Source organism: Alteromonas sp. KC3 (assembly GCF_016756315.1).
In the GTDB taxonomy this organism is placed as follows: Bacteria; Pseudomonadota; Gammaproteobacteria; order Enterobacterales; family Alteromonadaceae; genus Alteromonas.
The window spans coordinates 3,055,536-3,077,168 of sequence record NZ_AP024235.1; the positions used below are offsets into that span (position 1 = coordinate 3,055,536).

Sequence of the window (21,633 nt, forward strand, 5' to 3'; positions counted from 1 at the left end):
TTCATCAATTAGTATGACACTAACCAACGCACGATATTTAATAGTAGCTGTTGATTGTCTTTTGCTGATGGTGAATTCATTCCCATCGCCCACGACTCGTCGTCACTTTTAACAACTTGCGCAGTAAACATACCCGCTTCGCCAAATACAGCCACTTTACCCTTTCCGAATTCCATTATTGCCCCCTGATAGAGTCCAATGGCACTTTGTGAAGGCGTATCGTCTTCGATGGCCCATGATTTTGATGGCATCCAATTTATTGATTGTTGTGTAAATTGAAGTACAGGCTGTGCTTGCGGAGGTATTGTAAAACCTTGACCTAAAAAGCCCTGAATGACATCTACCACGTTTTCGCCATCTGCTGGTGTAACAGGAGATCGCAAAATACTCTGTGACTGACGGTCAAAAAACTGCTCTTGTTTATTAATTATCTCCACATAGCCATTGATGAACCCGAAGCCAAATATTTCTGCCAAGTCTGACATGGCAGCAGGCCACGGCATATGATCAGCAATAAGAAATAGTGAACCACCGTTATTTACCCAATGATAAACAGCTTCGACTTCTTCGCGAGTAAACGCCGGATAATTAGGCAAATCCCAGTTCTGAGTATTTCTTTCATTTAGCGCATTAGCCACAACCAACACGTCGATTTCAGCAAGCGACGCACGAGAAAAAGGTTTCGAATGATTTTTCAGCGTTAAACCATCGGCTTCAAGCACTTTCGCGAACGGTTTGTAGCGTCCGTCAAGGGTATGAAAATTGTGGTGCGCACTATCAACGGCGACAACCGGTGAAGATTCAAACTGACAAAAATAGCAAGCAGTGTGTTGTGGCGTAAAATCAGGGTCTACCACTTGCTGCGCAAAAGATAAAAAAGGGAAAAAAATTAATAGAGGTGCTAGATATTTAACCATATTCACGTTCCTTCGTATTTAACTGCTAGGTAGCGCATTAGTAAAACACAAACGCATCAAAATTACATTTCTACCCGATAGCCAACGAAAAACCGCATGAATCTATATAGGCTCCTCACCTAAACAAAAAACAACACTCGTCGTTTTTAAACCGCGTCAGCGAGCATGGTTTAGACAAGGCAGGAAATTTTGGGGAACCGGAGTTTACATAGGGTAAATGAGGATTTCACAGACTAAGTATAAAAAAGTGCTCCGAAAACATCATCCAGTGTTTTTGTTCAGCGTCGTGAGCGAAGTGGGTGCAAGGCGGATGTTGACGAAAAACCGCGACAACCTTTGTTTTTGTTGAATCAAACCAGAAACAACGACTGTCGTTTTTAAACCGCGTCAGCGAGCATGGTTTAGACAAGGCGGGAGATTTTGGGGAACCGGAGTTTACTTAAGGTAAATGAGGATTTCACAAAATTTACCAACGCAGTATAAACCAGCGCAGTAGCGGTTTAAAAACAAAAAAGGCCCCGAAGGGCCTTTTTTACAACCTAACAATTACTCAGAGGCTGCTTTCTTTTCGTTACTATCATATATCAAAATCGGCTTCGATTCCCCGCGAATCACGGTTTCATCAATGACGACTTTACTGACATCTTCCATCGATGGAAGGTCATACATGGTGTCGAGAAGAACAGCTTCTACGATTGAACGAAGACCACGCGCACCGGTTTTACGCTCCATTGCTTTTTTGGCAATTGCGTTAAGTGCATCGTCACGGAATTCTAGTTCTACATCTTCCATAGAGAATAGCGCACCGTATTGCTTGGTGATGGCATTCTTAGGTTCGCGTAGAATTTGAATCAGCGCTTCTTCGTTTAACTCCTCAAGACTCGTCACGACAGGAAGACGACCAATGAACTCTGGTATCAAACCATATTTCACTAAGTCTTCTGGCTCAACCTGCTTAAACAGTTCGCTTATTTGCTTGCTGTTGTCTTTCGACTTAACCGTAGCACCAAAACCGATACCGGTATCTTTTTGCGCACGCTGCTCAATCACTTTATCAAGGCCAGCAAATGCGCCGCCGCAGATAAACAAGATCTTAGAGGTATCAACCTGCAAGAATTCCTGCTGAGGATGTTTGCGACCACCTTGTGGTGGAACTGATGCGACAGTACCTTCGATTAACTTAAGCAACGCCTGCTGAACACCTTCGCCCGACACATCGCGCGTAATCGAGGGGTTATCAGACTTACGCGAAATTTTGTCGATTTCATCGATATACACAATACCACGCTGTGCTTTTTCAACGTCATAATCACATTTCTGAAGCAGCTTTTGGATTATGTTTTCAACGTCTTCACCTACGTAACCGGCTTCGGTTAGTGTAGTTGCATCTGCCATTGTAAACGGCACATCAAGTAATCGAGCCAAAGTCTCAGCAAGTAACGTTTTACCGCTACCTGTAGGACCAATTAGCAGAATGTTACTCTTACCTAATTCAACACCGTCATGAACATCACCGTTGCGCAAGCGCTTGTAGTGGTTGTATACCGCTACTGAAAGTACTTTTTTAGCATGCTCTTGACCAATTACGTAATCGTCAAGATGCGCATGTATTTCACTAGGTTTAGGTAAAGCGTCCTGCTTTTGCTTTGGCGCGATTTCCTTAATTTCTTCGCGAATGATATCGTTACATAACTCAACACACTCGTCGCATATAAATACCGACGGGCCTGCTATTAACTTTCTTACTTCGTGTTGGCTTTTGCCACAAAACGAACAGTACAGTAGCTTATTATCACCGTCACCGCTTTGCTTATCACTCATTACTTTTGCCTCTGCCTTGCCCGAGCCGAAAACCATAACGTGCGATGCACTGGCTCGGGTTCTCTATAACTATACTACTTAGTTGCGGCTACGTCAGATCGATTTGCTAAAACTTGGTCAACTAGGCCGTATTCTTTCGCCTCAGTTGCACTTAAGAAGTTATCACGATCGGTATCACGAGCGACTTTTTCGTAGTCTTGACCAGTATGGTCGGCCATTAGGCGATTTAGCTTCTCTTTAATAGACAGAATTTCTTTCGCATGAATTTCAAAATCTGAAGCTTGGCCTTGGAACCCACCTAATGGTTGGTGAATCATTACACGAGAATTAGGTAGGCAATAGCGCTTACCTTTGGCACCAGCAGACAACAAGAATGCGCCCATACTTGCCGCTTGCCCCATACATACGGTGCTAACATCTGGCTTTATGAAGTTCATTGTGTCGTATATTGCCATTCCCGCAGTTACTGAACCACCCGGTGAATTGATATAAAGGAAAATGTCCTTCTCTGGGTTTTCAGCTTCAAGAAACAGCATTTGAGCAACGATTAGGTTGGCCATGTGGTCTTCAACTTGCCCCACTAAGAAAATAACGTTTTCTTTCAATAGGCGCGAATAAATGTCATAAGAGCGCTCACCTTTTGAGGTTTGCTCTACAACCATTGGAACAAGTGCATTCATAGGGTCAAACGGGGTATTAGTCATAGCTACCTTGATTATCTAGCGTTAAAAACAAAAATGCTCGGAAGGCTCCGAGCATTTAAGCAGTTGCTGACAAGTATTGTCAATCAGACAGTAAAAAATTACGCCTGTTTGTTCATAACCTCGTCAAAAGCTTTAGTTACTTCAGTAACTTTTGCTTGCTCAAGAACCCACTCAATCGCTTGCTCTTCAAGTGCAACGTTTTGCATTTGCTGCATAAGCTCTTGGTTATTGTTGTAGTAATCAATAACTTCTTGCGGATCTTCATACGCAGACGCTGCAGTTTCGATCATCTCGTTAACTTTCGCTTCGTCAGCTTTAAGTTCGTTATTCTTGATAACTTCGCCAAGAAGTAGACCAATTGAAACACGACGCTTAGCGTTGTCAGTAAACAACTCAGCTGGCAGTTCAGGAAGGTTTTGACCACCGCCTTGTTGGCTGAAGCGTTGTTTAGCTTGCTCGCGAAGTGCGTTTACTTCCTGGTCGATTAGCGCTTGAGGAATATCGATTTCGTTAGCGTCAACTAGTTTAGCGATAACGTCTTCTTTAACCTGTGCTTTTAGCGTTTGGTCAAGTTCACGCTGCATGTTCTTACGAACTTCTGCTTTAAGTGCGTCTACACCGCCTTCTTCAACACCGAAAAGCTTCGCAAATTCTTCGTCAACTTTAGGTAGAGATTGACCTTCTACTTTCTTAACAGTTGCTTGGAAAACCGCGTCTTTACCTTTCAGGTTTTCTGCGTGGTAGTCTTCAGGGAAAGTTACTTCGATAGTCACTTCTTCGCCCGCTTTCGCACCTACAAGAGGCTTCTCGAAACCTGGGATCATGCGGCCTTTGCCTAACTCAAGTGCGAAATCTTCTGCTTTCCCGCCTTCAAATTCTTCACCGTCGATAGAACCAACGAAATCGATGATCACTTTGTCATCTTTTTTCGCTTTACGCTTAACTTCTTTCCAAGTTGCGTGTTGCTTCTGAAGCGTTTCCATCATGTTATCAAGATCTTCGTCAGTAATTTCTACTACTGGCTTTTCGATTTCGATATCGCTAACACCTTTCACTTCTACTTCTGGGTAAACTTCGAAAGATGCAGTAAATTCTAGGTCCTGACCGTCTTCGTCTTTAGTCAGTTCAAACTTTGGCATACCAGCAGGTTGGATTTTTTCTTGAATAACCGCTTGGTAGAAGTTTTGTTGCATTACGTCACCAGCAACTTCTTGGCGAACTGCTTGGCCGAAACGCTTTTTGATTACGCTTACAGGAACTTTGCCTGGGCGGAAGCCGTTAATGCGTTGTGTTTTTGCCAACTGCTGTAGGCGTGACTTAACTGCTGAATCAACCGCGTCTGCTGGAACGGTGATAGTAAGACGGCGTTCTAAACCCTGGGTCGTCTCGACTGAAACTTGCATTATGTTACCTCAACTATACGCCTTTACAGGCGTTTTGTTCTCAATCCCCTCTCCCGTCATGCAATGTTGCATATCACTTGCGGGGAAGAGGTCGTTATCTGACGTTTATACAATCATGGTTAGGACAATATTTATGTCAAAAAGCCAACCTGAAACAAACGTACTGGTTAAAAAAAGACGCGGTAGTATACAGCCGCAGATCACAAGAGTCGAGAGGGAAACACAAGTTTGTAACGCGCATTTGTGCAGAATACGACCAAACAAGCACTAAAATTATCGATTCAGCGATAAATGGACATTTAGATTTAAAAGGCTTTCAAGAAAAGAGAGATAAATGGTCGGTGAGACAGGATTTGAACCTGCGACCCCTTGTACCCAAAACAAGTGCGCTACCAAGCTGCGCCACTCACCGACAGAGATATCATTGAAAAGCTTTAGATAAAGCTTGAAAATATGGTGCGGAAGGAGAGACTTGAACTCTCACGCCGTGAAGCACTGGAACCTAAATCCAGCGTGTCTACCAATTCCACCACTTCCGCAAAAAGTGGGGTGGACGATGGGACTTGAACCCACGACAACCGGAATCACAATCCGGGGCTCTACCAACTGAGCTACGCCCACCATAGAGGTGCTTGCATAGTTTACATGTGAATTGTTAACCATGTAAACTTGAAAATTCTGCCATCCTGTCAGGACCTACCTGACCCGCATGGCGCGCCCGGCAGGATTCGAACCTGCGACCCACGGCTTAGAAGGCCGTTGCTCTATCCAGCTGAGCTACGGGCGCTCGGCGAATCTTCGCTGCAAAAAGTGGTCGGTGAGACAGGATTTGAACCTGCGACCCCTTGTACCCAAAACAAGTGCGCTACCAAGCTGCGCCACTCACCGACTGATGTAACTGCTTTCTGAGATGTTTTGTCTCTGTGCCGTTACGGGGTGCGAATATTACTGACATGACCCCACCTCGTCAAACACTTTTTTAAATAAATTTTCCAACCGCTCATAAAGCGCGCATTATCACGTTTTTTTGAACAAAAAGAGCAATAAACAAGCAAAAAACTACTCGGCTACACCCTTTTTTGTCAGCACAATTAGCGTGACACGTTTTCATCATTTAAGCACAAATAAGAAAAACTGCGTTTGGATAAGAAAAAAGTGGACGGATAATTTGCGTTTGTACACATCTTTAGTCTCTTTTTTCATTAAGAGAAGGCTTAGTGCTGGTTTAGCAATAGCGTTTTGTGAAACAATATAGGGCACTTGTTGACCACTATACTTTGATAAATAACACTATGACCGCTCACCTCATCGACGGCAAACTAATTGCCAAACAAGTTCGCCAACACGTTACATCCTATGTTGAATCACTGACACAAGCTGGAAAAAGACAACCTGGTCTTGCTGTTGTCCTAGTAGGAAGTGATGCAGCGTCTCAAGTTTATGTTGCTAACAAGCGTAAGGCATGTGAAGAAGTTGGTTTTGTCTCTCGCTCTTTTGATCTTCCTGCTGATACCACCGAAGAAACGCTACTTAACCTCGTTGACGAGTTGAACGAAGACAAAGAAATAGACGGCATTTTGGTTCAGCTCCCGCTACCTGCAGGATTGAACGCTGAAAAAGTGTTAGAGCGCATTCAGCCACATAAAGATGTAGATGGGTTCCACCCGTATAATATAGGTCGCCTCGCGCAGCGCATACCTGCCCTTCGTCCTTGTACGCCCAAAGGCATCATGACAATGATTGAGTCGACTAAAAGACCAGTAAAAGGCTTAGATGCAGTAATCGTAGGTGCTTCAAATATTGTAGGTCGCCCTATGAGTCTAGAGCTACTTCTTGCCGGATGTACGGTAACCACGTGTCATAAATTCACTCAAGACCTGAAAAGTCATGTTCAGCGTGCTGACTTGTTAGTTGTGGCGGTAGGTAAACCTAACTTTATCCCTGGCGATTGGGTCAAGCCTGGCGCTATCGTAATTGATGTGGGCATTAACCGCCTTAATGATGGGTCGTTAGTGGGTGATGTAGACTTTGAGAAAGCGAAAGAGCGTGCGGGATGGATCACCCCAGTACCAGGTGGTGTGGGCCCAATGACAGTAGCAAGCTTGATTGAAAATACGCTAGAAGCCTACGTTAAGTATCATTCTTAGTTCATTAGCTATTGGCACCATTGCATATGGTGCCTTTAATTCCCTTAGATTGTACACGTCCAATGCCAAACAAATACCAGCCCTCTTCTTTATCGCATTCCCATTACATCAACGCTACGCTAAATTGGGTGGATGATATTGTTATTGCGCATAACTTTTGTCCTTTTGCGAAATATGTTCGCTCTCCCAATCAAATTCGCCTTGAAGTACTCGCTGGCGATACTGGCGACATTCTCGAAAGCTTGTTTAATGAACTTCATCATTTAGACAATGACGACAAGACTGCAACCACGCTGCTGATATTAACTCATGAGGCGTTAGCTGATTTTGACGAATACCTCGACGTACTCGCGATTGCTGAGCGCATGTTACATGATTGGGGTTATAGCGGTACTTATCAGCTAGCGAGCTTCCATCCAAACTACGTATTTGATGGTAACACCGAGAACGATAGCGAGAACTATACAAACCGCTCACCCTACCCGCTTCTTCATCTGATTAGAGAAAGTGATATATCTCGTTACATGAAAAATGAAGATGATGCAGAAAAAATCTTCAGCCACAACATTGCTAAAGCAAACTCACTAGGTTGCCCATACTTTGAAGCGCAGTTAGAAAAAATGAAAACACGGAAATAAAAAAGCGGCTCACGATAGCGTGAGCCTAAATTTGATTGGATCCAGGGACCACATTTTTACAATTGCTATCAGTCAAAACTGATTAGTGCTTAAATGCGGCTCAAGTATTCACTTGAAGTGTTAACTTACCCGATGTTTATGAGAGTTATGTGACACTTCGCCCTTTTTTTCAGATTTTTAGATAAACCTGATGGTGTTCATGATGACCTCAAAGAATTACGCTTTCTCACCGATTGCGACCATTGCAACTCCCTTTAAACAGAAATTTGCCATCCCTCGCCAGCCGGGTTTAGCAAAAGCAAAAGGGACTATCAGCTTTTTACCGGGCTTTGACGACGTCAATATGCTTGAAGGTATCGACGGCTTTTCACATCTATGGTTACTTTTTGTCTTTCACCAAACTCAAGCCAGAGGCTGGAAGAGTAAAGTTAAAGCCCCTCGTTTAGGTGGCAATGCAAGTACTGGCGTATTAGCAACGAGAAGCACACATAGACCAAACAGCGTTGGCATGTCGGTAGTACTAAATAAAGGCATCGTAAAACACGGTGATTCCTATGCGCTTACCGTAGAGGGTGTCGACCTTGTAGATGGCACACCAATAATCGATATTAAACCTTACTTGCCCTATGCTGATGCGATTAGCGGCGCTACCGATAAATTGAGCTCATATCATCCAATTCCGCAAAGAACGGTTCAATTTGACAGTGTCTTATCAGCAACACTTGAGGAACTGGAAAAACAACACGGTGACTTTAAATCACTCGCCACGAGCGTGTTATCTCAAGACCCTAGACCAGCGTACAAACAACAATGTGATAATGACCCCAAAACCTATAAAGTTGCACTATACAATGTTGACCTCAGCTTCATTGTTTTAGGTGGATGCGTGAGAGTGACGCAGATAAATCCGCTTTAAGCTAACGCGTTTGTGGCGAAATTGCTCACAGTTAATTAGAATACGCCAGATCTACGATAAATAATTTTTACAGGAAACCTGCTTTACATGCGCACTAGTCAATATTTGCTTGCCACGCAGAAAGAAACCCCTGCAGATGCAGAAGTTATCAGCCACCAGCTTATGCTTCGCGCTGGTATGATCAGAAAGTTAGCATCAGGACTTTATACTTGGCTACCGTCTGGTCTTCGCGTTCTCAATAAAGTAGCCAATATTGTTCGTGAAGAAATGAACAAAGCAGGCGCCATTGAAGTGCTTATGCCTGTGGTTCAGCCCGCTGATCTCTGGGAAGAGTCTGGCCGCTGGGACGAATATGGCCCTGAACTACTTCGCGTTAAAGATCGTCATCAGCGAGACTTTGTGCTTGGTCCAACACACGAAGAGGTTATTACCGCACTTGTACGTAATGAAATCAGTAGTTACAAACAGCTTCCTTTGAACCTATACCAGGTACAAACTAAATTCCGCGACGAAGTTCGCCCCCGCTTTGGCATTATGCGCGGTCGTGAATTTACGATGAAAGACGCTTATAGCTTTCACTTGGAGGAAAGCTGTCTAGAAGAAACTTACCAGAAAATGTATGACGCATACTGCAATATTTTCTCGCGAATGGGTCTAGACTTTAGAGCAGTTATTGCCGATTCAGGTTCAATTGGTGGTAACCATTCTCATGAGTTCCACGTACTTGCCGAGTCAGGTGAAGACGACATCGCTTTCTCAAGTGATAGTGATTATGCAGCTAACGTCGAAATGGCCGCGGCAGTAGCCCCTGAGAAGTCAGTTGCTTCAGGTGCCGCAGTTGAAACCAAGGATGCTAAAGGCAAAGATTTTAATGCTATTTTAAAAAGCGTAGAAGCCGACGCAACAAACGCCGTCAAAGTTGTATTGGTAAAGGCTGCCTGTGATGTAAACAGCAAAGGCGAAGAAGTCATTGCCGACAAATGGGTAGCGCTTGTGCTTCGCGCGGACCACGAACTTAACGATGTCAAAGCAGAAAAATTGGACAACGTTGCTAGTCCACTTGTTGAAGCGTCGTTTGAGCAAGCAAAAGAAGTGCTTGGCGTTTCACCATTGTTTGCAGATGCAACTAACTTACCTGTACCAGCACTCATTGATGCCAGTGCAGCAGCCCTTGCAGACTTCACCACTGGTGCAGGCGCCGGCGGCAAAGTGAATATGAATGCTAACTGGTCTGAAGACGTCACTGGCGTTGATATTCGCAACGTGGTTGCAGGCGATGCTTCTCCTGATGGCAAAGGCACGCTTAATATCAAACGCGGCATTGAGGTTGGCCACATATTCCAGCTAGGCAGTAAGTACTCTGAAGCAATGAACTGTGGCGTATTGACAGAAACTGGCAAGCATCAAACCTTGACCATGGGCTGTTATGGTATTGGCGTTTCGCGTATTGTTGCGGCAGCCATTGAACAGAACCACGATAAATTTGGCATTAAGTGGCCAGATCCTATTGCACCATTTAAAATTGCACTTATACCTATGAATATGCACAAATCTCACCGCATCAAAGAAGCAGCGGAAAAGCTCTACCAAGAGCTTGTTGAGCTTGGCGTTGAAGTTTTGTTTGACGACAGAAAAGAACGCCCTGGTGTTATGTTCAATGACATGGAGCTTATCGGTATTCCTCACAGTATTGTTATTGGTGAAAGAAACCTAGATAATCAACAAGTTGAGTATAAGAATAGACGTACGGGCGAAAAGCAGTTATTAGATTTAAGCGCAGCGAGAGAGTTTGTCGCCGCACTCTAACATCTAAACTTGCCCAATAAGTAAGAACGAGGGGCGTATGCGGTTAACTTTTTATGGCGTAAGAGGGTCAATTCCCACACCGGGAGCCGATTTTATTCGCTATGGTGGCAACACTGCATGCGTCCACATAGAGCTTGAGGACGGTACTGATATCGTTCTCGACTCTGGAACGGGTATTCGCAAGTTAGGCGGGCAGCTCGTTAAAAAGCAAACACCCATACACCTGCTATTAAGCCACAATCACTGGGATCACATTCAGGGGTTTCCGTTTTTTACGCCTATCTATCAAGAAAATCGTGAAATTAACATCTACCCCGGACAAACCATGCTCAATGAGCCTGACCAGATTATTCGTCAAATGGAAGGCTCGCTGTTTCCAGTCCCACCTGAAGCGCTAAAGGCCAACATTACCATCGAACAATTGCCTGAAGGGCAAGATAAGTTCACTATTGGTAGCGCTGTCGTCAAGCGCTTACGTATGAATCATCCGGGCAAAGGCAGTGCGTATTGTATTGAAGCAGACGGGCTCAAAGTTGCCTATATCACAGACAATGAACTCTATCCGCCTTACAAAAAAGAAACAGATTTTTTAGAGTTTGTTATGTTTGCGCTCGATGCTGACCTTCTCATTCATGATGCACAATACATGTTGTCTGATATGCCAGCAAAAACCGGATGGGGTCATTCTGTTGCCGAAGAAGCGGTAAAACTAGCAATGGCATGTAATGCAAAAAAATTAGCGCTGTATAGTCATGATCCAGAACGCACTGACGACGATATAGATGATGTGGTGACCCACTGTAATGAATATGTCACTATTGCAGAGTCTACTTTACATGTATTTGCATCTTCGGAAGGCCAAACACTGGACTTCAGTTAAGCACAACTCAAAACCCTTATTATGGAGATTAAAAGGTGTCAGTGTTAAAGCCTTTATTGGTAGCAGTGATTGCTACCGTGTGTTCCCCTGTGTATTCGCAAACCCATCCCACCGATTACGAAGAAGAGAAGCTACCTTCAACAACCAAAGAAGCACAATCTAATCAGGAAGAGGAAAAAAGTGGAATTGAAGTTATTGATATTATCAAACGCGACACGACCACTCAAAGTGCCCTTGATGAGCGATTAGAAGGTGATAAGGAAGCGCTCGATAATGTGTTTGCAATAACCCAACATCGGCAAAATTATTTTCTTCCTTACACTTATGCATCATCACCTAACACAATAGGTAATGAAGATCTTAATGAACAGAACGTTGATAACAACGAAGCAAAATTTCAAGTGAGTGCGAAGCTGCCTCTGTATCTTGAAGAAAGTGGCTTTGATGGTGTCTATTTCGGTTTTACGCTTACTTCATTCTGGCAGTTATATAATAGCGAAGTGTCTAAACCGTTTAGAGAAACTAACTACGAACCTGAAATTTTTTGGCAAGAAACCGCCGATTATTCTGTATTAGGCTACAAATTTAATACCTTTCAAGTTGGTTTTAACCACATGTCTAATGGGCAAAGCGGCTTTCGCTCTAGAAGCTGGAATCGAATATTTGCCTCTATCGTATTTAGCGATGACGACGACATTTACTACCTAAAAACCTGGTATCGCATTCCTGAAGATGAAAAGGAGAGCCCTTCTGACCCTTCTGGCGATGACAACCCAGATATTCTAGATTACTACGGTCGTGTGGAATTAGGCTATGGCCGCAAAGTTGGCGCGTTCAAGATGCTAGCGCTGCTTCGCAACAACTTAGATTTGGACTCAAATAGAGGTAGCATACAGCTAGATCTTACTTATCCTATTTCGGATAGATACGAAGTGCTATTGCAGTACTTTAATGGTTACGGCGACTCACTTATCGATTACAACCGTTCACAAGAACGTATTGGTATCGGTTTTCAACTGCATTTCTTGTAAGTTGTCTCGCCGTTTACGTAATTACACCAGCAGCGCGATAGAGCTGAATATGCACATCAACCAGTGCGGCAATGTCGCGCTGGTATCCTCCACCAATAACTGCCGCAATAGGCACGCCGAGTCTATGCGCTAGTTCAAATACTTGCTTATCGCGCTGATAAACCCCCTCCGTCGTAATATTAAGATGACCTAAGTCGTCATTAATGTGTACGTCTACTCCAGCATCATAAATAATGGCGTCAGGTTGGAATTGTCTTAGTGCGAGTGTAAGTGCTTCTTCCAACGTCGACAGGTATTCATCATCGCCTGTGCCCTTTGCTAAACCAATATCTAAATCCGATTGCTGTTTGCGATAAGGGAAGTTCTTTTCACCATGAATCGACAGGGTAAATATGTCGGGGTCATTTTCGGCCAACTTGGCGGTACCATCACCTTGATGAACATCCAGATCAACAATAAGTACGTTTTCAATTTCGGGAGACTGTTGCATTGTTTTGGCTGCAATATATAAATCGTTAAATAGGCAAAAGCCTGAGCCGAAGTCTGAAAAAGCGTGATGGTAGCCACCAGTTAGATTTAGAGCCTTACCTGTCTCAAGGGCCAATTGCGCGGTTAAACGAGTACCTGCAACAGCAGTACGCGTGCGCTCGATGAGTTGCTCCGACCAGGGAAAGCCGATTCGACGCATTGCTTGTTTATCTAACTCTCCGGTTGTCAAAGTACGAACATAGTGCTCTGAAAAATAGGTAAGAAGGGTTTCATTGTCTATGGGGGTTGGCGCAACAAAGCGACTTGACTCAATGCCTCTTTTGACTAGCTCGTCACGTATGCCTACGTACTTCTCTATTGGAAAGCGATGTCGCTCAGGCAAGTCAAGTTGACTGTAAATCGGATGAAAAACTAACGGGGTCATTAAAACACAGTACCTTTATTGCAAAAAAAGGAGCGCGAAGCTCCTTTTGTAATACTGACAAAGCTAACTTATCGGGTCAAACTGTTGACGACCTTTTCCACGTTGTGCGACATGCTTTTCATCGAACGTGACATATCATCTTTTTGCGCAAGTTGATGATAGCGTTCAGATGACGTTACTACCTTGCTAATAATCACCTCTACTTGGTGTAATACGGCTTCTTGTTCATCCGCGGCTTCATTGAGGGCCACAACAACACTGGCCGTTTCTTGAATATCGCGAACCACATTATTAAGTGTTTCTAACGCTGTAGCGGCTTCTGAAGCGTTGGTATCTGATAGTTGCTTACCTGAGGCCATAGCAGCAACGGCACCTTTTGCTTCTGACTCAAAGCTGCTTAAAATGTCATTAATTTCTTTGGTGGATTGTTGCGTTTTTGCTGCCAGAGCGCGAACTTCGTCAGCAACAACAGCGAAACCTCTACCGTGCTCACCTGCCCTTGCAGCTTCAATAGCAGCGTTTAAGGCTAACAAGTTGGTTTGATCAGCAATTTCGTTGATTACATTAACCACTTTCAAAATATTAGTACTACGACTTTGTAACTCTGACACGATATTGCTCGACTCGGTTACTGTTTTAGCAAGCTGTTTAAACCCAAGGTTTGCCTTTTCAAATGTCGTATAGCAACTGGCGACATTTTGTTCAGAGTTATTTGTCGCCACTGCAACCTGATCAGTAATAGCCACCAGATTTTGCACAATTTCTCTAAGCTTATCGGTGCTATTATCAAGAGAGCGAGAAGCGTCACGCTGTTCGTTAGCGCCTTCCATTATTGATTGACCCACATGATTCAGCGTACCAAACGCGCGCTCCATCTCACGTTCAGCCTCTCGAAGCTGAACCACAGACTCATTGAGTTTGCTTTGTAGTGCTCTTGCAGAGTCTGCTAGTACACCTAATTCATGTTGACTGGTGTAATTTAACGCATAGTCATATTGGCTATTGGCCAAATTGGCAATACATGCAGCCACTTGTTTAGTGGGCTTGATAACCTGCGAACGCAATCTGGAAATAACATAAGCTACCGATGCGATAGATAGTATTATTGCTGCTAGCAAGATCATCCACAGCATACTGCGCGTTGTCGCTTTTAGCGTTGCAATTGCATTGGCGGACTCGCTTGCAATGTCATCAGCGATACTAGAGAGTAACTTTGCTGGCTCACGGTCAATTCCACGTACATAACTATCTCCCACTTTCGGGTCAAAGCCAGATGCCACAAACGCCTCATAGCCCTCTCGATATTTTGCCGCCATCAATGCATGCGCTTTTTGAAATTGGCGTATTTCTGATTTCGCTTTATCGCTAATGACATCATTGGTAAGCATCAACTCGAACTGTTGGGTAATTTCAGTCTCGCGTTGCTTGAAGCGGTTCCAGTACTTTTCTCTATCCTCTTGTTTATGGCCACGAAGTAATACATTTTTCCATTCTTGTACCTGTGTCTTGAATGTACTTAGTACACTATTTACATCGCGTTCAGATTGCACCAACGTATTTTCTAGTTCATCAAACGAACTGAGTACCGAAAAAGATTTTAAGATTGAGGCGCCATTGAGCAAAACAAGTAAACATAAACTGGCGAGAACGGGCGTCATTACTAAACGGCTAATGCTAGTGTAATTGAACACAATATAACCTTTTGGGAGGTGTCGAAAACTGATGCCGCTATTAAATGTTATTTTTATGACAATACTGTTACACAGCAGCAAACAAGTCGCGAATTTAGATTAATCTTGCTCAAGGTATTTTGCACCACGTCCTTTATTGTGACGATATACGAGCATACCGTTGTCCGTTGCATTTTTACTATTTTTCATAACGCCAAACCACACCCTATGAAGTAACAAGATAAAAATACCAATTGCCCAGGGTACAACCTCGTTACTCCCTTGTTTCTCGCTAAGCATGAAGTGACACAGTACGATAATTGCCAATAGGTAAATACTACGATGAATCTGGCGCCACCTGCGCTTTAGCGCCCTTTGAGCAATATCAGGACTCGTTATAGCCAATACCGTCAATATCGACCAGCCTAACCACCCAAAGGCTACAAAATATCGATTACGCGCATCCCATACAATCTCTTGCCAATACCATGCAAGGTCAAGCCATAGGTAAATTAATAGATGCGTGAAGGCAAACCACGTGCTTACCAACCCTAGACTACGGCGTAGCTTTATTAGCCAATTCCAGTCACTCAAACGTTTGCCGTAAGAAAGGTGCCAGTACTGACATACTATAACGAACCACCTTCGCAGAGGCGTAATGAGCAATACGAGAATGAGGTACGCAAGTGAGTATTGCCCAGTAAGTGCCATTAACGTTTGATATACGTTGTGCTGAGTATCGATATAGTTCCAGACCAAGAAACCACTTAGCAAGAAACCAGAGACATAGATTGCATAACGGAGAAAAGCGCAATGGCGCCCTAAAAAGCGTAGTGTTCTTTCCACATTACTACTCGCTATACATTTGAGCTACCTGCTTGGCGAACCCATTGAAACGCTGTGTGGGTCGCTTTTGCTTTTCTCCAAGTAACAGTTCCCTTCTCTGACTCCATCTTGGATGAGGCTTCTTAGGATCTACATTGGCGTAGAAAGAATACTCGCTGGGACTTGCTTGCTCCCAAGAACCGATTGGTTGTGAGCTTGTGAACTCTATGCGCGTTACGGCTTTTATACTTTTATAACCGTATTTCCAAGGCACTACCAAGCGCACTGGCGCTCCGTTTTGTTTTGTTAGTGGTTTGTCGTACATCCCCAAAGCAAGCATGGTAAGAGGATGCATTGCTTCGTCTAGCCTCAACCCCTCAACATAGGGCCAAGAAAAATGTTCACGCCTTTGCATTGGCATTTCAGACGGTCTGTAAACGCTATAGAACTTAACGTATTTAGCGCTGCTTTTAGGGGTAACTAGCGTCAATAAGTCGCGCAGTTGGATACCTTGCCACGGAATAACTGCTGTCCACCCTTCAACACAACGCATGGGATAGACTCGAGAAACCGTTGGCGTAATGTGGTCAACATTTAAAACCGTGGGCTCTTCTACCTCGCCGTCTATAGTTATAGTCCAAGGTGAAATAGCGAGTGCTTTAGCAAGATGGTGAATGACTTTTTTGTTATCTGAAAACTCGTAGTAATTGCAGTAAGTAGAAGCGGTTTTCATAGGGGTTACCAGGTGGCTACCACTTGTTTGAGAAAACACGTAGTTAGGCATAGACGCCAATAAACCGGTACAAAAGGCCTGCTTAATAAAATGGCGTCTATTTAAAAATAATGCTTCTTGCGTAATGGGCAAAGATGTAAAGCGTTGCATCACTTCCTCAACGACATCACATAATTAACTACGTGCTCAATCTCTTCCTTATTGAGCTGATCGCCCCACGGGGGCATTTGACCAGACCGTTGCATGGCTTCCCCTCCTTTTGTAACAATACTCACAATGTACTCTTTTGGAAGCCTTGAAAGTGTGAGGTTATAAGGAGGTGGAGATTTAATGATTTTACTCATTCTCCCATTTCCCTCGCCAGTTGTCCCGTGGCACAAAACGCACCGTGTTTCATAGATATCTCTGCCAGCAAACGAGTCCATAGTGTCTATCACACTCGGGCTTTTGTTCTTTAGCATAGCTAAGCCTTGCTGTGTGTCACGCTTGAGCAACATGAGGAAATCAACAACACTTTCTAATTCTGTCCACGTTAATTCAGCCCCCATCGGAGGCATAAAATCAGAGATATGTTCAAGCGATGCACCATGGGTTACCACATCATGTATCTCGCCACGGCTTTTAGTTCGAATACGTTTAAGTAGATTCGTATTCGGGTAGTTTTTAAGCTTCATTGGGAGAACGCCTTCTCCCATCGCTTGCATTCCATGGCAAAGTACACAACGTTCTTGATAAACTTTGGCACCGATTTCGACAGTTGGCTCAGTTTCTTGTTGCTGAGCCCCTATCGCTAAGGTTGGCAAAAGTAATAGCAAACTACTCAACACGGATAGTGAGAAAGTTTTCATTTTTTAGCCCTCAGGCTCTTCAACATGAATAACCATTCGCATTGAGGGGTGAATCGCACACTCAACCTCCACTTCTCCTGCTGTGTCGAATTGAATATCACGGTGCTCCCCCTGTGGAAATGAGCCTAAATCAAAAAGGGCCGCATCCGACAGTGAAAAGACGTTGTGAAAAAACGAATCTTCATTTACAAAGCGCACGGTATCTCCCACTTTTATCGATACTTCACTTACGGTGAACGCTTTATCTTTCTGCCCCACTACTATGGGGTCATTTGCTAATACGGTGGTTGAACTGAAAAAAACAAGAGCAGTGAAAAATCTATACATAAACGTAATCCTTAAAGAGGCAATATAGGTAAAACAAATGCTTCTGGTGGTGTCGTTAGCGACTCCATAAAAGCGACAATGTCTTCTTTTTCTTGCTGAGATAAGTTGAGCGTTTTCATATTTGGAGAGCGATTTTCTTTTACCACGCCACCAATGGCGTAGTGCTCAACAACTTCCATCAATGTTTCGGCGCTACCGTCGTGAAAGTACGGGGCAGAAAGCGTTATGTCACGAATAGTGGGTGTTTTAAAGGCGCCTTTCATCAGTCGCAAAGGCCGCTGAGTATAGCGACCCAAGTCAGGGTTATCTTCACCAAAGGACGCGAGTCCCAAATTATGAAAGCCGTTATCGGTAAAATTTGGTGCGCTATGGCAAACGGCGCAATTTCCTTTATCTGGGTCAACAAATAGCCTAAAACCTCTGATTTGCTGTGCAGTCAATGCGCTTTCATCGCCCCTTACCCAGTTATCAAACGGGGAATCTCGGCTGACAATGGTGCGTTCAAAAGACGCAAGTGCTTTGGCTATTTGCTCCACGCCTATGGACTCGCCGGGGAATGCCTCTTCAAAGTGCTCCTTATATTCAGACTTACTCAGAAAATCGATGAGCTTTGGGATATCCATATTCATTTCTGCGGTATTACGCATAGGCCCGATAGACTGGTCTTCCAATGTTTTTTCGCGTCCATCCCACATTTGAATGTCGTTATACCCAGTATTAACAACAACCGGTGATGCACGGCCCAACACCATACTCTTATGACCTCTCGCCGTTTTCTGACCATCTGACCAGCCAAACAAAGGCGAGTGACACGAAGCACAAGACATATTGCCGTCTCCGCTTAATCGAGGATCAAAAAACAGCATTTTTCCAAGCTCTACTTTAGCGGGTGTGAGGGGATTATCTTTGGGCGTTGGAACATTCTCAGGCAGGAGCCATTCTTGTAACGATGGATGCCCTGCTTTATAAACATAATCGTTTGCAAGAGCGTGCGAGGACACAGCTAAAAGCACAACTAATACAAGTCGTTTCACTTGGGATCTCCTATCAATTTGAAATAAGAAACAAGCGACTGCAACCTGCTTGATGATTTGGTTAAGCTGTCGGATAACCCTTCCATGTCTGCAACAGAAAGCGTAGTTGAATCGATAACGCCTTTTAACTTTTCCATCGCGGTAATAATCGCACGTGTTTCCTCAAGCTGTTTATCCCCCAATAAGGATGTTTCTTCTATGCGCTCCTCACTGTTGCGTATAAGTGACTCCGCATTGAGGATATTGTCTAACGTCGACTCAAACTCATGCCCCTGACGTTCAACTTTGTTGCTGGTTTCACTCATCTGCGTAACCATCGTTGTCACGCTAGATGTTAGTTGTTGAGCAAGTGCGGCAATTTCGTCAACCGACTCATTAGAGCGCGACGCAAGGTTTCTGACTTCATCCGCAACGACCGCAAAACCTCTACCGCTCTCCCCTGCTCTTGCTGCTTCTATTGCAGCATTCAACGCAAGTAAGTTGGTTTGTTCAGAGATGGCCGCAATGTTTTCAGAAATAGAAGTGATATTCTGAACGGCAAGCCCCATTTGCTCAGCACATTGATTTGATACGTTTATCGCATCAATCACCTCTGCGATGTTACGCTTGGTCACCTTCGCTTGCTCCAGTGCTCGCAAAGCCGTAGCGCTCGCTTCTGCGCTCTTCGTTTGGGCAATGTGCAATTGCTCTGCAGTTTGTTCACTTATGTCGATATTTGTTTTAGCGCTTATATCAATACGTTCATAAGTTGTGGTTAATGCGTTTACATTCTCAATTGACTGGTGTGTAGCGTCTTTTACAACTGATACGTTTCTAAATAGGCTTGCTGCTCTGTCTGATATCTGATGAACCGTTTTTTCAAGTTTGTCGATGGTGACAGAAATAGCGTCATTTACTTCGCCTATTTCACACTTACTGCGCTTTTCTACTCGACTTGTTAAATCGCCTTCACTGACCTTATTTAATACTTTTCGCACGTAATTAAGTCTGTCTTTCAACGTTTTACCGAAGTAGAGTGCAATTCCCAGAGACACCAAGCCACCCACGCAGCAAAATATTATCAACGTATAAACCAAACGCGTGTTTTGTGAAGAATTTGCCTCTTTAAGTTGTGTAAGCTGTTGAGACTCTCGCTTTACAAGTTCTAAGCTTATTTTTTCAAGGCTTGATATCAGCGGCTTCATTTCATTAGCGATAATCATTGCCTCTGCATCTAGATTTCGCTTTGCCTTGCTAATAACTTGCATTTGTCTGGGCTTAATCTCATCAAATAAACTGCGCATTTCAACCAGTTTAGGATCATTTCCAAGAGCATTATTTAGATGTGTTAGCTCTTCCTCAACCGTAGACGTAGCCTTGATAGTTGCAATGGCGCTTTGCCTGATATCATCCTGAGAAGACGCGGCTATCAACGACTTTACTTCGGCATTGAGCGCTAGATTCGCTACCATGAATGTTAACGCCATATCTTGCCGACTTTTGAGGTCATCGATAGCGTCCTGAAGCGACTCACTTTGAGAAAAAAGTGTATTTGTTGCTAACCCGACAATAGACAAGCACACAAGAATTGGCACCGCACCAACGAGGTAGAGCTTAAACTGCCAACTTGCCATGTTTAGGTTTGAAAACATCCTGTCAATTCTTCTTAAGTTTAATTTTCAATAATACTTAACGAAAGAATAGACGAGTTCACACAACCTGCAAAAAATTTGAGATTTTAGAGCGTGTTGTGGGTTTCTGGACTTTTAATACTTCTAAGTAAGTTACAGGTAATAGGAGGAGTAAGTAGTTTTCTAGTAGATAATTTTAAGCACTATTATCGGTGACGATCGTGGAGCTAGAAGAGGCGCCTAAGGTGCGGCAAACACGCATTATTATCGCTATTGCAAATCCGTTTTTGTGACGAAATTAGTTCCGGAACGGAACATTATTCCGGTGATAATTATGTGTTTTTTCGTGATGCGGGAATACTGACTCGGCGTCAAATGTATAGCTGTTGGTATGAATTGATGCTGAGAATGACGTTAGTATTGTGATAGACCTGAATAAGAAGATGGTGCGTAAATGTTTTACGCACCTAAAATAGAATTCAGTTACTTTTTGGTTCTGCGGCGAACCACTAGTCCAGCCAAACCTAGTCCAATCATTACAATTGAGCCTGGCTCTGGAGCCGGGGTAGGACCTTGCTGTGGAGCATCAATTAAAAGAACGTATCTTTGCCAAGTACTATCAGAGTTAAGGTTTGTAGTTAAACCAGATCTCCAGCCTCCAAAAACATTGTCATTACTACTCATATGCCAAGACAAACGCTCAGAACCATCATCACCGGCACAACCAGGATCGCCGAAAAGGGATGTATTACAAACATCTGCGCTATTTTGGAAAATTCCAGATGTTGGTGAAAAACCTACAGAGCCACTTCCTGAACTTCTGTACCAATACGCCCCATTGAACAATTGAGTCTCATTGAGAGCAGTGGAAAGTACTAAAAAGTCAGACACTTTTATCGCAGCAAATAAATCATATGTAGTAGCACCATCACTAGAAGATGATGCCAAAGCCATATATTTCGATGAATCAACTCCAGCTAATAGTGAACTCCAAGAAAAAGAGCCAGAGTAAGCGCCTTGGTATTGTATCGTCCAACCGTCATTGCTAACGTCCGTTTTGAGTAAATCATTAGCAATACCTGTGATAATAGCGGAATGAGTTACAAAACTCATCAGACTTAAAATTACAAAACAGATTATTTTTTTCATTACATTGACACCTATTTTATATTAAATATTCGATGCGACATGCATAACAGGGTTATAAGCATTAGACGTACCAATCTATAAGAGCCTAATATTTCGAATAATATTTTTTATTCTGTTTTTGTATGTAAAGTATACTGACAGATTGAGTGTTTCAATCAACTACTGTTAATGAGGGGTAAAGTTTCAAAAGAGGTTATATTTTTCAATATCTGCCCTAGCTGAGCAAACCAAGTTCGACATACCGTTGTTGACTGGCTAGAT

19 protein-coding genes and 5 tRNA genes are annotated in these 21,633 nt (G+C 43.5%); 6 read left to right on the forward strand and 18 right to left on the reverse strand.

Annotated elements, in window-relative coordinates; genetic code table 11:
• Positions 1 to 8: 8 nt before the first annotated feature.
• From JN178_RS13610 to JN178_RS13650, 9 genes are all read right to left on the reverse strand, one after another.
• Positions 9 to 917, reverse strand: coding sequence for a DUF4350 domain-containing protein (locus JN178_RS13610; RefSeq protein ID WP_202262018.1), 909 nt, complete (start codon positions 915 to 917; stop codon positions 9 to 11).
• 546 nt (positions 918 to 1,463) lie between these two features.
• The gene (gene clpX / locus JN178_RS13615; protein WP_159627016.1) at positions 1,464 to 2,738 is read right to left on the reverse strand and encodes an ATP-dependent protease ATP-binding subunit ClpX; all 1,275 of its coding nucleotides are present in this window, start codon (positions 2,736 to 2,738) and stop codon (positions 1,464 to 1,466) included.
• Positions 2,739 to 2,812: 74 nt separating this feature from the next.
• Positions 2,813 to 3,442 (reverse strand): ATP-dependent Clp endopeptidase proteolytic subunit ClpP, encoded by a 630-nt coding sequence (gene clpP / locus JN178_RS13620; protein ID WP_159627017.1) that lies wholly within the window; start codon positions 3,440 to 3,442, stop codon positions 2,813 to 2,815.
• A gap of 98 nt (positions 3,443 to 3,540) precedes the next feature.
• Positions 3,541 to 4,845, reverse strand: a complete 1,305-nt coding sequence (gene tig / locus JN178_RS13625) for a trigger factor (protein ID WP_202262019.1) — start codon at positions 4,843 to 4,845, stop codon at positions 3,541 to 3,543.
• A 335-nt stretch (positions 4,846 to 5,180) separates the two neighbouring features.
• Positions 5,181 to 5,257 (reverse strand) — tRNA-Pro (locus tag JN178_RS13630).
• A 42-nt stretch (positions 5,258 to 5,299) separates the two neighbouring features.
• Positions 5,300 to 5,384 (reverse strand) — tRNA-Leu (locus JN178_RS13635).
• A 6-nt stretch (positions 5,385 to 5,390) separates the two neighbouring features.
• Positions 5,391 to 5,466: transfer RNA gene (locus tag JN178_RS13640), tRNA-His, on the reverse strand.
• A gap of 89 nt (positions 5,467 to 5,555) precedes the next feature.
• Positions 5,556 to 5,632 (reverse strand) — tRNA-Arg (locus JN178_RS13645).
• A gap of 24 nt (positions 5,633 to 5,656) precedes the next feature.
• Positions 5,657 to 5,733 (reverse strand) — tRNA-Pro (locus JN178_RS13650).
• 404 nt (positions 5,734 to 6,137) lie between these two features.
• On the opposite strand from JN178_RS13650, the gene folD reads away from it, so the two are divergent.
• The 6 genes from folD to JN178_RS13680 all read left to right on the forward strand — a co-directional run bounded on the left by folD (position 6,138) and on the right by JN178_RS13680 (position 12,263).
• Positions 6,138 to 6,992, forward strand: a complete 855-nt coding sequence (gene folD, locus JN178_RS13655) for a bifunctional methylenetetrahydrofolate dehydrogenase/methenyltetrahydrofolate cyclohydrolase FolD (RefSeq protein ID WP_202266071.1) — start codon at positions 6,138 to 6,140, stop codon at positions 6,990 to 6,992.
• Positions 6,993 to 7,054: 62 nt separating this feature from the next.
• A complete protein-coding gene (locus JN178_RS13660) occupies positions 7,055 to 7,630 on the forward strand; it encodes a DUF1415 domain-containing protein (protein ID WP_202262020.1) in 576 nt (191 codons plus the stop codon).
• Positions 7,631 to 7,829: 199 nt separating this feature from the next.
• The gene (gene tsaA, locus JN178_RS13665; protein ID WP_232369571.1) at positions 7,830 to 8,546 is read left to right on the forward strand and encodes a tRNA (N6-threonylcarbamoyladenosine(37)-N6)-methyltransferase TrmO; all 717 of its coding nucleotides are present in this window, start codon (positions 7,830 to 7,832) and stop codon (positions 8,544 to 8,546) included.
• A gap of 87 nt (positions 8,547 to 8,633) precedes the next feature.
• Positions 8,634 to 10,352 carry a proline--tRNA ligase gene (locus JN178_RS13670; RefSeq protein ID WP_202262021.1) on the forward strand — a complete coding sequence of 573 codons (1,719 nt, stop codon included), beginning with the start codon at positions 8,634 to 8,636 and terminating at the stop codon, positions 10,350 to 10,352.
• A gap of 37 nt (positions 10,353 to 10,389) precedes the next feature.
• Positions 10,390 to 11,232 carry an MBL fold metallo-hydrolase gene (locus JN178_RS13675; protein ID WP_202262022.1) on the forward strand — a complete coding sequence of 281 codons (843 nt, stop codon included), beginning with the start codon at positions 10,390 to 10,392 and terminating at the stop codon, positions 11,230 to 11,232.
• 35 nt (positions 11,233 to 11,267) lie between these two features.
• Positions 11,268 to 12,263, forward strand: a complete 996-nt coding sequence (locus JN178_RS13680) for a phospholipase A (protein ID WP_202262023.1) — start codon at positions 11,268 to 11,270, stop codon at positions 12,261 to 12,263.
• Positions 12,264 to 12,276: 13 nt separating this feature from the next.
• Here the strand turns inward: JN178_RS13680 and JN178_RS13685 are convergent, their stop codons facing one another.
• The 9 genes from JN178_RS13685 to JN178_RS13725 form a co-directional block, all read right to left on the reverse strand.
• Positions 12,277 to 13,176: a histone deacetylase family protein gene (locus tag JN178_RS13685; protein ID WP_202262024.1), complete on the reverse strand. Its 900-nt coding sequence runs from the start codon at positions 13,174 to 13,176 to the stop codon at positions 12,277 to 12,279.
• Positions 13,177 to 13,244: 68 nt separating this feature from the next.
• On the reverse strand, positions 13,245 to 14,867 hold the full coding sequence (locus JN178_RS13690) for a methyl-accepting chemotaxis protein (protein WP_202262025.1): 1,623 nt from the start codon (positions 14,865 to 14,867) through the stop codon (positions 13,245 to 13,247).
• Positions 14,868 to 14,966: 99 nt separating this feature from the next.
• Positions 14,967 to 15,692 carry a sulfite oxidase heme-binding subunit YedZ gene (locus JN178_RS13695; RefSeq protein ID WP_202262026.1) on the reverse strand — a complete coding sequence of 242 codons (726 nt, stop codon included), beginning with the start codon at positions 15,690 to 15,692 and terminating at the stop codon, positions 14,967 to 14,969.
• Between the two features lie 4 nt (positions 15,693 to 15,696).
• Entirely contained in the window at positions 15,697 to 16,554 is an 858-nt protein-coding gene (gene msrP, locus JN178_RS13700) for a protein-methionine-sulfoxide reductase catalytic subunit MsrP (protein WP_202262027.1), read from the reverse strand.
• Positions 16,554 to 17,252 (reverse strand): cytochrome c, encoded by a 699-nt coding sequence (locus JN178_RS13705; protein WP_202262028.1) that lies wholly within the window; start codon positions 17,250 to 17,252, stop codon positions 16,554 to 16,556. The genes msrP and JN178_RS13705 overlap by 1 nt, the downstream gene beginning before the upstream one ends.
• Positions 17,253 to 17,255: 3 nt before the next feature.
• Positions 17,256 to 17,579, reverse strand: a complete 324-nt coding sequence (locus JN178_RS13710; protein ID WP_202262029.1) for a plastocyanin/azurin family copper-binding protein — start codon at positions 17,577 to 17,579, stop codon at positions 17,256 to 17,258.
• Positions 17,580 to 17,590: 11 nt separating this feature from the next.
• A complete protein-coding gene (locus JN178_RS13715; protein ID WP_202262030.1) occupies positions 17,591 to 18,613 on the reverse strand; it encodes a cytochrome-c peroxidase in 1,023 nt (340 codons plus the stop codon).
• Positions 18,610 to 20,244, reverse strand: a complete 1,635-nt coding sequence (locus JN178_RS13720; protein WP_202262031.1) for a methyl-accepting chemotaxis protein — start codon at positions 20,242 to 20,244, stop codon at positions 18,610 to 18,612. The genes JN178_RS13715 and JN178_RS13720 overlap by 4 nt, the downstream gene beginning before the upstream one ends.
• 462 nt (positions 20,245 to 20,706) lie before the next feature.
• The gene (locus JN178_RS13725) at positions 20,707 to 21,372 is read right to left on the reverse strand and encodes a PEP-CTERM sorting domain-containing protein (RefSeq protein WP_202262032.1); all 666 of its coding nucleotides are present in this window, start codon (positions 21,370 to 21,372) and stop codon (positions 20,707 to 20,709) included.
• Positions 21,373 to 21,633: the final 261 nt, after the last annotated feature.